Annotated in this window: 15 protein-coding genes; 9 read left to right on the top strand and 6 right to left on the bottom strand. The window is 61.8% G+C overall.

Translation table 11 applies throughout. The annotated features are described in order from the left end of the window. Positions 1-18: 18 nt before the first annotated feature. The 4 genes from RAE21_RS00500 to RAE21_RS00485 all read right to left on the bottom strand — a co-directional run bounded on the left by RAE21_RS00500 (position 19) and on the right by RAE21_RS00485 (position 4962). The gene (locus RAE21_RS00500) at positions 19-1086 is read right to left on the bottom strand and encodes an ABC transporter ATP-binding protein (protein WP_313879646.1); all 1068 of its coding nucleotides are present in this window, start codon (positions 1084-1086) and stop codon (positions 19-21) included. Next, on the bottom strand, positions 1083-2651 hold the full coding sequence (locus RAE21_RS00495) for an ABC transporter permease (RefSeq protein ID WP_313879645.1): 1569 nt from the start codon (positions 2649-2651) through the stop codon (positions 1083-1085). The genes RAE21_RS00500 and RAE21_RS00495 overlap by 4 nt, the downstream gene beginning before the upstream one ends. Positions 2652-2659: 8 nt before the next feature. After that, the gene (locus tag RAE21_RS00490; RefSeq protein WP_313879644.1) at positions 2660-3688 is read right to left on the bottom strand and encodes an iron ABC transporter substrate-binding protein; all 1029 of its coding nucleotides are present in this window, start codon (positions 3686-3688) and stop codon (positions 2660-2662) included. 152 nt (positions 3689-3840) lie between these two features. Further along, positions 3841-4962, bottom strand: a complete 1122-nt coding sequence (locus RAE21_RS00485; protein ID WP_313879643.1) for a class I SAM-dependent methyltransferase — start codon at positions 4960-4962, stop codon at positions 3841-3843. A gap of 75 nt (positions 4963-5037) precedes the next feature. On the opposite strand from RAE21_RS00485, the gene RAE21_RS00480 reads away from it, so the two are divergent. The 8 genes from RAE21_RS00480 to RAE21_RS00445 all read left to right on the top strand — a co-directional run bounded on the left by RAE21_RS00480 (position 5038) and on the right by RAE21_RS00445 (position 11170). Further along, on the top strand, positions 5038-5826 hold the full coding sequence (locus RAE21_RS00480; protein ID WP_313879642.1) for an SDR family oxidoreductase: 789 nt from the start codon (positions 5038-5040) through the stop codon (positions 5824-5826). After that, positions 5823-6224, top strand: coding sequence for a dihydroneopterin aldolase (locus RAE21_RS00475; RefSeq protein WP_313874058.1), 402 nt, complete (start codon positions 5823-5825; stop codon positions 6222-6224). Before RAE21_RS00480 ends, RAE21_RS00475 begins: the two co-directional genes overlap by 4 nt. A 7-nt stretch (positions 6225-6231) precedes the next feature. Continuing rightward, the gene (locus tag RAE21_RS00470; RefSeq protein ID WP_313876187.1) at positions 6232-6603 is read left to right on the top strand and encodes a dihydroneopterin aldolase; all 372 of its coding nucleotides are present in this window, start codon (positions 6232-6234) and stop codon (positions 6601-6603) included. A gap of 43 nt (positions 6604-6646) precedes the next feature. Continuing rightward, positions 6647-7612 carry a tRNA 2-thiocytidine(32) synthetase TtcA gene (ttcA, locus tag RAE21_RS00465; protein ID WP_313879641.1) on the top strand — a complete coding sequence of 322 codons (966 nt, stop codon included), beginning with the start codon at positions 6647-6649 and terminating at the stop codon, positions 7610-7612. A gap of 33 nt (positions 7613-7645) precedes the next feature. Then, complete coding sequence (locus RAE21_RS00460; RefSeq protein ID WP_313879640.1) at positions 7646-8245, top strand: hypothetical protein; 600 nt, start codon at positions 7646-7648, stop codon at positions 8243-8245. After that, positions 8245-8895, top strand: a complete 651-nt coding sequence (locus RAE21_RS00455; protein WP_313879639.1) for a histidine phosphatase family protein — start codon at positions 8245-8247, stop codon at positions 8893-8895. Before RAE21_RS00460 ends, RAE21_RS00455 begins: the two co-directional genes overlap by 1 nt. Before the next feature lie 19 nt (positions 8896-8914). Beyond that, positions 8915-9376 (top strand): hypothetical protein, encoded by a 462-nt coding sequence (locus tag RAE21_RS00450; protein ID WP_313879638.1) that lies wholly within the window; start codon positions 8915-8917, stop codon positions 9374-9376. Between the two features lie 69 nt (positions 9377-9445). Continuing rightward, positions 9446-11170: a lysoplasmalogenase family protein gene (locus tag RAE21_RS00445; protein WP_313879637.1), complete on the top strand. Its 1725-nt coding sequence runs from the start codon at positions 9446-9448 to the stop codon at positions 11168-11170. A gap of 9 nt (positions 11171-11179) precedes the next feature. Here the strand turns inward: RAE21_RS00445 and RAE21_RS00440 are convergent, their stop codons facing one another. Both RAE21_RS00440 and ruvB read right to left on the bottom strand, forming a co-directional pair. After that, positions 11180-11905 (bottom strand): hypothetical protein, encoded by a 726-nt coding sequence (locus tag RAE21_RS00440; RefSeq protein WP_313879636.1) that lies wholly within the window; start codon positions 11903-11905, stop codon positions 11180-11182. Positions 11906-12080: 175 nt separating this feature from the next. Continuing rightward, positions 12081-13148: a Holliday junction branch migration DNA helicase RuvB gene (gene ruvB / locus RAE21_RS00435; RefSeq protein ID WP_313879635.1), complete on the bottom strand. Its 1068-nt coding sequence runs from the start codon at positions 13146-13148 to the stop codon at positions 12081-12083. Positions 13149-13324: 176 nt separating this feature from the next. Here ruvB and RAE21_RS00430 point away from each other — a divergent pair, with 176 nt between their 5' ends. After that, on the top strand, positions 13325-14443 hold the full coding sequence (locus RAE21_RS00430) for a carbonic anhydrase (RefSeq protein WP_313879634.1): 1119 nt from the start codon (positions 13325-13327) through the stop codon (positions 14441-14443). Positions 14444-14503 lie beyond the last annotated feature (60 nt).

Genomic DNA, 14503 nt, shown 5'->3' with positions numbered 1-14503 from the left:
GCGTGTTACTGCGCGTTTTCAGGATGCGGGAAATACATGGGCAGTACCGCGTGCGGACACCGCTACACGGGCGCCGACCAACGGGGCATCGAGGCCCGCGCTGTGCACATGCACCAGGGTGCCGCCGGCATCTTCGTCCAGCTGCACCGACAGCTCACACACCGCGCCACAAAAATCCGACTCGACTACGGTGCCCGCACACACGGTGCCGGGTCTGGCAGATGGCGGTGTGCTCGCCAAAGGGGTGACGTGGAGCTGCTCGGGGCGCAACAATATTTGCCCGTCTCCGTGGCGCAAGGTGTCGCCGGTGGGAAGGCGGCCCAGCGCACACTCGGCCCACCCTTGTGACAAGCGCGCATTCAGCACCACCGCCTCGCCCAAAAAGCTGGCGGTGACCGGGTCTTTCGGCCGGAGATACACCTCCAGCGGGGCACCCACTTGTGCGAGCTGGCCAGCCCGCATCACGGCTACTTGGTCGGCAAATGACAGCGCCTCGGCCTGGTCGTGGGTCACCAGAATGGTGGTGATGCCTGCCGCTTGCAGCAGTTGCGCCACGGCCTTTCGGGTGGATGCGCGCAAGCCAGTGTCCAATGCTGAAAAGGGCTCGTCCAGCAGCATCAGCTTAGGCCGCTGCGCCAGCGCCCTGGCGAGTGCAACGCGTTGCTGCTGACCGCCCGACAGCTCATGCGGGCGGCGCTGCAGCATCGCGCGGTCCAGCGACACCATGTCCATCAGCTCGTCAATGCGCGCCCGGCGATCCGGCGCTGATTTGTCGAGCCCGAAGCCCACGTTGTCCGCCACGCTCAGGTGCGGAAACAGCGCCCCGTCTTGTGGCACATAGCCAATACCGCGGCGGTGCGCAGGCACGATGGCCGGGCCATCGGCCAGCACCTCGCCTTGCAACACGACCCGGCCAGCGTCTGGCGCCTCGAAGCCGGCAATGATGCGCAACAAACTGGTTTTCCCGGAGCCGGAGGGCCCCACGATGGCGGTGCGGCTGCCCCGGGGCACGCTCAGTTGTATGCCTTCGAGCGCGGCGACCGCGCCATACGATTTGTGCACGCCGTGCAGTTCAAGAGTAGTCATCGTCCAGCAACACGTCGGGATTGGATATACAGCAACCAGGTAAGGGGCAGCGACAAGAGCACCATCAGGAGGGCATAAGGTGCCGCGCCCGCGTAGTCGATCTCGGAGCTATGGGCCCAAAAGGCGGTTGCCAATGTTTGTGTGCCGTTGGGCGCGAGCAGCAGTGTCGCGGTCAGTTCGGTCGTGATGGCCAAAAACACCATGGCATAGCCTGAAGCCGCACCAGGAGCTGCCAGTCGCATGGTGATTTGCCACATGGCCTGCAACGGTGAGCGGCCCAGGCTGCGGGCCGCCTGCTCCAGCTCCTTGGGCGCCTGGGCAATGCCGGCACGCAGGCTGACCAACGCACGGGGCAGAAACATCAGAGCATAGGCCAGCATGACCGTGAACACCGTTTGGTACAAAGGCCGCGCCACCCGCACCGTGATGGTGACCAGCGACAGCGCCACCACAATGCCCGGCAGTGCACCGGCCAGGTAGTTGGCCCCCTCGACCCAGCGTTGCAATTTGCCGGGCGCGCGGATCGACAGCCACGCCATGGGAACCGCAGCCACGGTGGTCAGGGCCGCGCCCAGTCCTGCCAGCAGCAGGGTTTGCCACACCGCGGGGATTAGTTCAGGGAGATTCCACACCACAGCGCCACCAGCCCACAGCCAACGGCTCAAAGTCACCATGGGCACACCCAAGGACAGCAGCGCCGTCACCACTGGCAAGAGCAGGCATAGCAGCGACCAGCGCCCGAGCGCTTGCACCGGCACCTGGCGGGCGGAGCCCGAGCCGACCCGCGCATAGCGCTCGCGGCCACGGGTGCCGGCCTCCAGGCCCAAGAGCCCGAAGCAGCAAATCACCAGCACGCCGGCCAGCATATTGGCGGCGGGGCCGTTGTAGGTGCTTTGGAACTGGTCCACGATGGCGGTGGTGAAGGTGTCAAACCGGATGGTGACAAACAAGCCATATTCGGCCAGCAAGTGCAGACCGACCAGCAAAGCCCCGCCCCAGATCGCCAAGCGCATTTGCGGCAGCACCACACGCACAAATACCGCCCACGGGCTCAGGCCCAAGGACGCGGCAGCATCCTCCATGGCTGGGTCCAGGCGGCGCAAGGCGGCCGCAATCGGCAAATACACAAACGGGAAATACGCCGCCACTGAAATCAAAACCGCTGCCCACAGGCCATGCATGCCGGGGGCTACGCTGATCCATGCATAGCTGTGCACAAAGGCCGGCACAGCCAGGGGGGCGGCAGCAATCCACGACCACCAGCGCGCTCCGGGCAGGTCGGATCGCTCGGTCAACCAGGCCAGGGCCAGCGATAGCACGATACACACAGGCACCGTCAACACCACCAGCGCCGTGGTGTTGAGCAACAGCTCACCGACACGGGGCCGGAAGACCAGCGCTGCCACCACGTCCCATCCACTTTGAACGCCAACCCAAACGACAAAAGCCAAAGGCAGCAACGCCAATGCCGACACCAGCAAAGCCGCGCCTGCTACCCACGACAAACGCCCCCGGCGCACCATGCGAGCCGGGGGCGCATTCACATGCACCGCAAGAGTGGTCACAACAAGGCTTACAGCAAACCAGCCTGCGTCATCAGGTCGGACACTTTCCGGCTATTGAGCTTGGCCGGCTCCACTTTGGGCGCCTGCAAGTCAGCCAGCGGCACGAGACTGCGATGCGAAGCGGCACCTTGGCCCACCGCGTATTCATACGAAGAGCCGGTACGCAAAATTTCTTGGCCGCCTTTGCCGGTGATCCACTTTACAAAAGCCTGAGCCTCGGCTTTGTGCTTGCTGGAGGCCAGCACGCCGCCACCGGAAATGCTGACAAAAGCGCCCGGATCTTCGTTGCGGAAGTAGTGCAGGCCCACCTTTTCGCTGTTCTCGCCGGTCTTGGCCATGTCGCCGTAGTAGTAATAGTGGTAGATCACTGCGCCATCCACTTGGCCTGCATTAACCGCCTTCATGGCGATGCTGTTGCCTTTGAAAGGAACCACGTTCTCTTTCATGCTCTTCAGCCAGGCCAAGGTGGCAGCCTCTCCCTTGAGCTCCAACATGGCACTCACAATGGCCTGAAAGTCCGCACCGGCCTGAGCGGCAGCCCAGCGGCCTTTCCACTCGGGCTTGGCAAGATCCATGATGGATTTGGGCAACTGGTCTTTGCTAAATTTGGTTTTGCGGTACACAAACACGGTGCTGCGCGCGGCAATACCGACCCAGCGGCCATGGGCCGTACGGAAGTTGGGTGCCACCTGGTTGATGGTTGCGGGGTCGAGCGGCGCAAACAAACCTGCGCCATCCACCAGCGTCATGGCGGGGGAGTTTTCGGTCAAAAACACGTCAGCAGGTGATGAGCCCCCTTCTTGCACCAACTGGTTGCCCAGCTCGGTGTCACCGCCTTGGCGCAAGGTCACCTTGATACCGGTTTCCTTGGTAAAGGCCTCGACCCATGCCTGTGTCAGGCTGGCGTGCTGGGCGTTGTACACCACGATGCCCTCGGCAGAAGGCGTAACGGATTGCGCTTGCACCCATGCAGCGCTGCCCATGGCTGCGCCCAAGACGGCGAGCCGGAAAAAGGAGGTCAAAAATGTGCGTTTCATGAAGCGGGCTCTTGAATCTGTGGCGACCGCAATAAACGGACGCCGTCACGAATAAAAATAATTCGCATTTAGATTGTAGCCTCAGCTATCCGGGTTTGTACTGACGCAGGTCAAACCCATGCACTGCTGTCTCCTTGGCCCGGCGTGTCAGATCAAAGCCGGTGGGTACGGTCGCCGCGGGCAAAGCCCAGCAAGGGCGTGTCAACCCCCCGCCCGATGGCAATCACCTTGAAAAGCTCGCCCATTTCGTGCTCCATGAGCAACTTGCTGGCAGCCACACGGGCCGCCAAATCCTGAGACTGCATGGCCTCGGCCATGCCGCAGTTGATCAAGAAGTGCGCTTGGTTGGTGTAGCCCAGCACATCCAAGCCGGCGTCTTGCGCGGCCACTGCGGTACCGGTGAAGTTGACATGCGCGGTAATGTCTTTCAGGCCCACCCGGTCCAGCGGGTTGGCGTCGGCCTGGTGGGCCTGGTGGCACATCACGGTGCCGCCGGACCGCTGTACATGGTAGTACTCACTCTCCGGAAAACCATAGTCCAGCAACAAAGCAGCGCCCCGCTGCAAGCGGTCTGCCAGGGTGCGCACAAACGCATCGCCTTGGGCGTGGATCTCGGTCAGGTAGTCGTGCTCGCCATCCACCTCCAGCGGAGGGCGCAAATCGGTCAAGCGGTCTGCCCAGACGAGGTCGCCACCAGAGAGCGCCACACCGCGCTCGTGCCACACACCGGCCACCCGCGCCAGAAGCTGAACCGGCATCGCATCCAGCACCTCGTTCCCCACCACTACTCCTCGCATGGCGGCCGGCAGTTCGCTCACCCATTGCACCTTGTCGGCGTGCCGGGCTAAGCGCTCACGCTGGCGGGCTTTGAGGGAGTCTGAGAGATCCACAATCGTGTACGCGCGCACCCGGTCGCCCAGTGCATCAAGCAACTGCCCTGCCAGCGCACCGGTGCCAGCGCCAAACTCCCACACCTCGTCCGTCTGGGTGGCCTCCAGCACTTGGGCGACTTGGCGGGCCAGTGCCTGACCGAACAGTGGGCTGATTTCAGGGGCTGTGACAAAGTCACTGCCCGCGCCCTGCACGCCCTCTGCGGTGCTCACGCCTTGGGGCATTTGGCCGAACTTGGTCGAGCCGTTGGTGTAGTAGCCCAGCCCCGGCGCATACAAAGCCATGGCCATGAATGTGTCAAATCCCAGCCATCCACCGGCTTTCTCGATGGCATCCGCGATAATTCGGGTCAAGTTGGCCGGAATGTTTTCCGTCGTGGACATAGATGTTTGTTTTATGTTGCGTAAAGCCACGGATTATCTTTCCCCCTCGCCCCACTCCCATTTCAGGAATCATTTGTGTTGAAGCGCGTACTCGTTACCGGCGGAGCCCACCGTTTGGGCGCCTTGATTTGCACCCGCTTTGCGGCTGCGGGTTGGGAGGTCTGGTGCCATTACCAACGCAGTGCGGATGCCGCACTCGCGCTGTGCGCACAGCTGCGGGCCCAGGGGCATGAGGCACATGCGATCCACGCCAACCTGGCCGATGAAACCAGCCGCCGCGATTTGATCGCCGAGATTGCCGTCAAATCAGGCCCCCTGCACTGTCTGGTCAACAACGCCAGCAGTTTCGAGCCCGATGCTGGCGACGCCATCGACACCGAGGGCGCACGCCAGCAACTCGAAGTGAACCTGATGGCGCCTCTGTCGCTCTCGCGCTGGATGGCCAACAGCCTGGACCCTGACGCATTGGCGGGCGGGCACAGTGTGATTCATGTGTTGGACCAAAAAGTGTTCAACCTGAACCCGGATTATTTTTCGTACACCGTCAGCAAACTCGCACTCGAACGGGCGGTCGCTCTGCAGGCGCAGGCGCTCGCACCTGCGGTACGGGTGTGCGGTGTGGCCCCGGGCCTGATGTTTCTGAGCGGCCCGCAAACGCAAGAAAACTTCGATAAAGCCGCCCGGGTGAATTTGCTGCGCGAACCGATTGACCCCGGCCAAGTGGCCGCCACCTGCCTGTTTCTGGCGGAAAACCCTTGCATCACCGGCACCACCTTGTGCGTGGACAACGGCCAGCACCTTGTGCCGCTGGCCCGCGACGTGATGTTTGCGGTGGATGACCAACCCGAGAAAACACGCCCATGAGCCACGATCCGTTCGTCACCCTGGCGCTGGAGTGCCGCCGCCTTTTTTTAAAGGACCATGTGGTCCAAGTGCGCATCGGCGCGCACGACTTTGAAAAAGGGGTCACCCAGCGGCTGATTTTCAATGTGGAGCTGTTCGTGCCTTTTGAGGGCAGCACGCCCACATCCGACAGCCTCTCCGAGGTGGTGGACTACGACTTTGTGCGCCAGCTGATTGCCAGCCGTGTGGCGCGCGGCCATGTCGAACTGCAGGAAACCTTGTGCGACGAACTCGTGCAGCAGATGCTGGCGCACCCACAAGTGCGCGCCGTGCGCCTATCGACCCAAAAACCTGACGTGTACCCTGACTGTGCGGGGGTAGGCGTTGAAGTATTCCGAATGAAAGGCGCCAATGCGTGACGAGAGCATGAAGGCCGGCACCGGTCACCAAACCCTGACACTCACGGGCCTGCGCTTTGACGCCAACCTGGGTATTCTGGAATCAGAAAAGCTCGCGCCCCAACCTATTCAGGTAGACGCCGAGCTGAGTCTGGGCACCCAGCCGCTACTGCCGCATGACGATGACATCAACCATGTGCTGGACTACCGCAAGGTGCGCCAGATCATCATCACGGAGTGCACAGCCGAACATGTGAACCTGCTGGAAACACTGATCGGCAAACTGGCCCACCGGCTGATGCAACTGCCCGGTGTGCTGGGCGTGCGGGTGAAGATCGCGAAACTGGAAATTTTTGAAGACTGTGAAGTTGCCATCCGCATGGAAACCGGGCAGTGGTAAGCCACCCCGCCGCGCGAACACTGCAACAAGGAAAGAGAACACTATGAACGCCACATGGGTTGAAGAAGACACCATCGCCGACGCGGAGGCTGCAGAAGCCACCGCCAACCGCAACAAAGAACTCAAGATCGAGCGCGAAACTCACAAGCTCGAGAAGCGCCTGTGCCGCCAAGTGGGCCAAGCCATCATCGACTTCAACATGATTGAAGAAGGCGACCGCGTCATGGTCTGCATGTCCGGCGGAAAAGACAGCTACGGCATGCTCGATATCCTGCTCAAGATGCAGCAGCGCGCACCGATCAACTTCGAGATCGTGGCGGTCAACCTCGACCAGAAGCAACCCGGCTTCCCTGAGCACATCCTGCCCGAGTACCTGGCCAAGCTTGGCGTGGAGTTCCACATCGAGACGCAGGACACCTACTCCATCGTCAAGCGCAACATCCCCGAAGGCAAGACCATGTGCAGCCTGTGCAGCCGTCTGCGCCGGGGCATTTTGTACAACGTAGCACGCAAGCTCAAGTGCAACAAACTTGCGCTGGGCCATCACCGCGACGACATGTTGCAAACCTTTTTCCTGAACATGTTCTTCGGTGGCAAGCTCAAAGGCATGCCCCCCAAGCTGACCAGCGACAACGGCGAATTCGTAGTGATCCGCCCGCTGGCCTATGTGGCCGAGAAAGACCTGATCCGCTGGGCAGCGCACCGCGAGTTCCCGATCATCCCTTGCTCGCTGTGCGGCAGCCAGACCAACCTGCAACGGGTGCAGATCGGCAACATGCTGCGCGACTGGGAAAAGCAATACCCCGGCCGTGCCGAGACCATGTTCACCGCGCTGCAAAACGTGGTTCCGTCGCACCTGATGGACCACACCAAGCACGATTTCAAAAATATCCGCCCCACCGGCATTGCGGACGAGAATGGCGACAAGGCCTTTGACGCCGAAGACTTGCCTGCCCCCACCCTGCCCGGCTTGGCGGGCTTGCCCGGAATGCAAGTGGTCAGCCTGTAAGCCACGGCCACAAGCCCCATTGGGAGACTGCTGATGCTTTCGAACCTCCGAACCTGGTGCCTACCGGCCCTCGTGGTCTTGGCAACTGCGCTCACAGGCTGCTCTTTGCCACGCATGATCGACAGCGATGTGCAGAGCTTTGCCGGCGCCGGTGCACCCGTCAGCCCGGCGGACTTCCGGTTTGAGCGCCTGCCCTCCCAACAAAACAGCAGCGCCCAAGACACCGTAGAAAACCTGACCCAGGAAGCCCTGGAACGCGTGGGCGTGATGCGCAATGACGCCTCGGGGCGCTACTTGGTAATGGTCGGGCTGGGGGCGGACAACATCCGCAACCCGCACTACCGGCCGCCACGCTCGCGGTTCATCCGGGGCGCAGATGGACGGCTCTACGAAGACCGCCCCCTTACACCCGACATCGAGGTCCCTTGGTATCGCCATCGGGTGCACTTGACCCTGCGCGACAGCACGACCAGCCAGGTGGCCTATGAAACCACGGCCGTTTTTGACGGCCCGTGGCGCGATACCCTGAACCTGCTGCCCCCCATGCTGGAAGCCGCGCTCAAAGACTACCCCATGCCGGTGCAGCGCAAAGTCGTGGTGGAGTTACCGGCCGCGAACAAAGAGAACCCTTAATGCCGGTCACCCGCATCATTGCCGTGCGCCACGGCGAAACCGCCTGGAATGTGGACACCCGCATCCAAGGCCAGCTCGACATAGGCCTGAACGACCGTGGCCTGTGGCAAGCCGAGCAGGTGGGCAAGGCATTGGCAGAGGAATCCATCGACCGGATCTACAGCAGCGACCTGCAGCGCGCCCACACCACGGCCCAAGCCATTGCCCGACACGCAGCCAACCCGACAGCGCACGAGGTGCAACTGCACGCCGGCTTGCGCGAGCGGAGCTTTGGCACCTTCGAGGGCGAGACTTGGGCGGACATTGCTGAGAAATGGCCCGATGAGTCCCGCCGCTGGAAGCAGCGCGACCCCCACTTTGCCCCGCCCGGCGGCGAAACCCCCACCCAGCTGCTGGCGCGCGTGCAGGCCACGGTGGACGACATCGCGGCGCGCCACCCGGGCGAGCACATCGTGCTGGTCGCCCACGGCGGCGTGATGGACATGCTCTACCGCCTGGCCACCCGGCAAGAACTGCATGCCCCGCGCACCTGGCACCTCGGCAACGCGGCCATTAACCGGCTGCTGTGGACACCCGACGGACTGAACCTGATCGGCTGGGGCGATGCACGCCACTTGGAAGACGACGTGCTGGACGAAACCACCGCCTGACGCTCCATTAAAAACCGCCATGCTCCACTACGCCCTGCACGCAGGCTCCGTCCCGTGGCAAGACCAGTTGCTATACGCCGGCATCATCATCGCGGTCATCGCCGCGGTGTTTTTCGGCCTGTGGTGGCGCAAGCGGGCAAGTCGCCCGCGCCAAGGCGACTTTGCGGCGCTGGTCCAGCAAGGCAATGTGGCCGAAGCCATAGCCGCGCAAGCCCAGAGCCCCTTAGCCGATGCAGCCGATGCCTGGCAGGAAACGCGCCACACCATGGACAACGTCAAGTCCGGCGTGGAACGCTTTCTCGCGCTGATGTTTGCGCTGCTCTCCGGACTGCTGTGCGTGATCAGCGTGACAGCGGTGATCGGCTATGTGTGGGATTTTCCGGCGGTAGATTGGGGCCTTTTGGCCTTTTATGCGGCGCTAGGCTGCGTCACCGCTTGGTTCACCCGGGTGCAGTGGCGCGACTTCCGCGGACAAAAATAGACGTCCGCCCCCAGCGCGGCCTAGGGTTCCCCCGATCAGCACCAAGCGCTTGCTCGGCAAAAATGCCGCATGAGCAAAATCATCGTTTTCGCTACCCCAGTTTTCTTCCTCCTCATCGCCCTGGAGTTCGCCTGGAGCCGGCGTGCCAACGCCCGCGTTCCGGGCAGCCGGGCCTATCGCCTCAATGACGCGATCAACAGCATCAGCCTCGGCATCCTGAGCCAGGTGGCAGGGGTGCTGAGCAAGGTGCTCACGGTGGGTATTTATGCCGCGGTGTTCAACGCGGTTGCCCTGTACCCCGACCTCGCTTTCTGGAGCACCTGGTACGGCGTGGTGCTGGCCCTGGTGTTTTACGATTTTTGCTACTACTGGCTGCACCGCGCCGGTCATGTGGTAGCGCTGTTCTGGGCGGCCCATGTGGTGCACCACCAGAGCCAGCATTACAACTTGTCGACCGCACTGCGCCAGACCAGCAGCGGGGCATTATTTGGCTGGGTGTTTTACCTGCCCATGGCAATCGCCGGGGTGCCACCGCTGATTTTCGGCATCGTGGCGCTCATCGACCTGCTTTATCAGTTCTGGGTGCACACCGAGCAGGTGGGCAAGCTGGGCTGGTTTGACCGGGTGTTTTGCTCACCCAGCAACCACCGGGTGCACCACGCGGTGAACGACCCGTACATCGATAAAAACTACGGCGGCATCCTGATGGTGTGGGACCGCATGTTTGGCACTTTCCGCGAGGAAGATGAACCCTGCGTTTACGGCACTCGCGGTGCGCTCAACAGCTGGGACCCGGTGTGGGCCAATGCCGAGGTGTACTGGGGTCTGGCCAAAGATAGCTGGGCCACCCGCCGCTGGGTCGACAAGCTGCGCATCTGGTTCATGCCGCCGGGCTGGCAACCGGCAGACTTGGCCGCAGCCCACCCCAAACCCGCATTCCGCTTGGAGCAGGTGCAGACGTTTAACCCACCCTTAAGCACCCGCCAGCAGTGGTTCGCCAGTCTGCAGTTTTTGGGCTTACTGGGTGCTGTGGCGGCATTTTTGTGGGTGGCGGACAGCCTGAGCTTTACCGATGCTGCGCTCTATGCGGCGGGCCTGTTTGCCTCGGTATGGGCGGTAGGCCGATTCATGCAACATGGCCTGAACACGCTGGAAGTGTTGGCCGTAGAAGCTGCGGCTTGGGCCAGCCTGAGTGCAATAGACCTGCTGCCCGGCCACCTGCTGGCCAAGCCACTGGTGATGACACTTGCTATTATTTTTGTAGCTACTCGCGCCTATTCTATGAACACTAGTGACCAAAAACACTCTAAATCGACTGCCTTACTGCTTGCGGCGTTGGTATTTTCACTGGCCGGTGATGTGTTTCTGATGCTGCCCGGCGACTATTTCATCCCCGGGCTGGCGGCGTTTCTGGTGGCGCACGCCTTCTACATCGCCCTGTTCCGGCAGGACGCGCCTTGGTTTGCCAACCGCAGGGCGTTACAAGGAGTGCTGGCAGTTGGCGCCGGGGTGTATGCCGTGCTGTGGAGCCACTTGCCTGATGCAGGCTTGCAGGTGGCCGTGGCAGCCTATATCACCGTGATCTGTTTGATGACCTCACAGGCCTTGGGCCGGGCCAGCACATTGGGCGATGCAGCCGCTGATCGCGTGGCGCTGGGCGCCTGCATTTTCATGGCGAGCGACGCGCTAATCGCGATCAACAAATTCCTGATGCCGGTACCGCTGGCCCCGTTCTGGATTATGGTGACTTACTTTGCCGCCCAGCTGCTGATCACCCGCAACAGCAAAGCCTGACGCGATCGCTCAGCAGTGCGGCCTGCCGTAGTTTTGCATGCAAAGGTTGCGAATGCGCTGTTGGTCAATCGCCAAGTTTCTTTGGGCATCCTGCTGCGCTTGGTACTTGGCGTTTCTCTCAGCCGACTCTTTGCGCTGGGCCTCTGATCGCTCGAGATAGGCCCGTTGATTCTGCTGCGACATGGCCAGAGAGTTTTGGTACTCCGCGTTTCTGGAGGAAACCAGGCTTTCGCGGCGAAGTTTTTCTTCGCTGGCTTTGGCATCGGCATTCATTTTGGCCACCATCGCTTCGCGTTTGGCGACCTCAGCCTGTTTTTGCTGGGCCTCTTGCTCTTCGAGCTTGCGCCGTTCGAGCTCCATCATCGCGAGCTCACGCTTGCGCTCCTGGTTTTTATTTTGCAGGTAAAAACCCACTGAAAACAACACCGCGACCAACAAAGCGCCGATCATGATCGGGCGCTGGTACCACGGGGTCTCTGGGGCCTCCGCCACGTAGCGCATCGATAGGCTGGGTGTGGTCGAGCTTGCCTGCAACTTCCGGTCATGGGCGGCTCGCATCTCCGGGTTCAAAAGGATCTTGGCAGCATCGCGAATCGACTGGAGCCGATCCATGTCTTCGGGGTGATCGACCAGATGTTCTTTGGTGAACCTGGATTGAGCCGCCGTCAGCGCTTGCCGGATTTCCTCTGGATTCGCATCGCCGGGCAGGCCGAGCGTCAGATAGGCAGACTTCATTCTCTTCACTCCCTGTAGTCACCACGAACACCTGGGCTGCAGGTGAGCGATTGGCGTGGTTCTTTTCGTTCTCTGCCAAATATTTTACAAATCTTTACCGAGCGATCTGCCCTCGCGGAGCGCCTGACGAAAGAGAAGTCTGAATCACCCAGCGCCTTTGCAAAGCGCCGGTGGATTAGTCGCCCAACAAGTCCACCACCGGCCCCGCAGGCGCGGTGACTCCGAGGTGGCGGTAAGCCGCCAGCGTCGCAATGCGGCCACGCGGGGTGCGCTGCAAGTAACCCTGCTGGATCAAGTAGGGTTCGATCACGTCTTCAATGGTTTCGCGCTCTTCGCCGATGCTGGCGGCAATGTTGTCCAGCCCCACAGGGCCGCCATCGAAGCGGTGAATCACCGCCTCCAGCAGCTTGCGGTCCATCAGGTCAAAGCCTTGCGGGTCCACATCCAGCATGGCCAACGCGCGGTTGGCAATGTCCAGAGTGATCTTGCCGTCGCCTTTGACCTCGGCAAAGTCGCGCACACGCCGCAGCAGGCGGTTGGCGATCCGCGGCGTGCCGCGCGAGCGGCGGGCGATCTCGAAACCACCATCCTCGTCCATGGGCACGCCCAAGAGACCTGCACTGCGCTTGACGATGCGTCCAAGCTCTTCATTCGTATAAAACTCCAGCCGCGCCACGATGCCGAAGCGGTCCCGCAGCGGGTTGGTCAGCATGCCGGCCCGCGTGGTGGCGCCCACCAGCGTGAAAGGCTGCAAGTCGAGCTTGATGGAGCGGGCCGCCGGGCCCTCGCCGATCATGATGTCAATCTTGTAGTCCTCCAGCGCGGGATACAAGATTTCTTCCACCACCGCAGAGAGGCGGTGAATTTCGTCGATGAAAAGAACGTCGTTCTTCTCCAGGTTGGTCAGCAGCGCGGCCAAATCTTTTGGCTTTTCGAGCACCGGGCCAGAGGTCTGGCGCAGGTTCACGCCGAGCTCGTGGGCAATGATGTGGCTCAGAGTGGTTTTGCCCAAACCGGGCGGGCCGAACAGCAGCACATGGTCCAGCGCTTCGTCCCGCTTTTTGGCGGCGCCGATAAAAATCTCCAGCTGCTCGCGCACCTTGGCCTGGCCCACATACTCATCGAGCAGCTTGGGGCGCAGGGCGCGTTCGATGGCCTCTTCGCTGTTAGACACAGGCGCGGCCGACACTACGCGGGGCGCAGGCGGCGGGGGAACAGCAAAATCGTCGGTCTGAATGCTCACAGCAGCGGCCTATCCAAGCAGAAAAAACAAGATACCCAAACGGGGTGCCCACTATAGCGCGCGCCATGCCGGACTTAAGAGAACCGGACCGACTGCCGATACCCATCACAACACCACTGTGTTAGATGAGGCAAGGCGCCACCGCCAGCTCCTGTCAGTGTTTGAAAGGCCCACCCTTGATACCCCGCCCCCCCGAACGCCACCAGCCACGCTCGCGATCACTGCGCTTGGGTGCACTCCTAGCAGCTGGCCTGTGCCTGGCGCCGGTGTGGGCCAACGATGTGAAGCCTGCCAAAAAGCCCGTGGTGGGTGAGATATCGGCCACTAGCGCCTCCAACCCCAAAGAGGTCGGCGACCAGCTGCGTGAAGCCTTGGGCAAAGACGTGATGGGCAAAAAGAAACTGCTGATCAACGTCTCCAAAGTGCCCGGAGCCGGCGGTTCACCCACCGCCCCTGCGCGCAACAAAGCGCCCAGCAAAAACAGCGACGCCAACGGCTCAGGCGGCCAAAACAGCCGCCAGTACATCGAGGCGCGCGCCGCGGCAATGGCGGGTACCAGCATTGGGCCAGCCTTGCCGGTGCTGGCTGCGCCTGCTGGCATGCCGGCTGCGCCGCCCATTTGGTCTTACGAGGGGGATAGCGGCCCGCAAGCTTGGGGGCAACTCCGCCCCGACTACCAGCTGTGTGCCAACGGCCAGCGCCAATCGCCCATCAACATTGAAGAGGGCAGCACTTTGCAAGGGCCGGCAGAGCCCATCGAGTTCAGCTACCTTCCCAGCCAAGGCGTCGTCATCAACACCGGGCGCACCATCCGGGTCGATGTCGATGGGGTCAACTCGATTTTTGTGCGCGGCTCGCGCTACCGCTTGGTCCATGTGGACTTCCACAGCCCGTCCGAGATGGCGATCAACTATCGCCGCTTCTCGATGGTGGCCCACTTGCACCACCAGAATGAGCAGGGCCAGCTCGCTATCGTCGCGGTCTCTTTGGACCCCGGCGAACCGAACCCCCTGATTGAAAAAGTGTGGACCTACATGCCACTGGATGTAGGGGACCGTGTGGAAATGCCGCGGTCCACCTTGAATCTGAGCGAGCTGCTCCCGTCAGACACCCGGTATTTTCAGTACATGGGCTCGCTGACGACACCGCCTTGCACCGAAGGGGTGCTGTGGCTCGTTTTAAAGCAGCCTGCCGCCCTCAGCGCGCAGCAACTGCGCCTATTCACCCAGCTCTATCCGCAAAATGCGCGCCCCGTACAGCGAACGAATGGCCGCCCTGTGCGTGAAGCGCAATAAGGCTACGCGAAGCGCCTTGCTACCAAAAATATAGCATCAGGCGCAATCAAAACCTGCGCT

The sequence above is a fragment of the Rhodoferax potami genome (assembly GCF_032193765.1).
In the GTDB taxonomy this organism is placed as follows: Bacteria; Pseudomonadota; Gammaproteobacteria; order Burkholderiales; family Burkholderiaceae_C; genus Allorhodoferax; species Allorhodoferax potami.
Note: the sequence above shows the minus strand (reverse complement) of the source record. Positions and strands in the feature narration are given on the sequence as shown.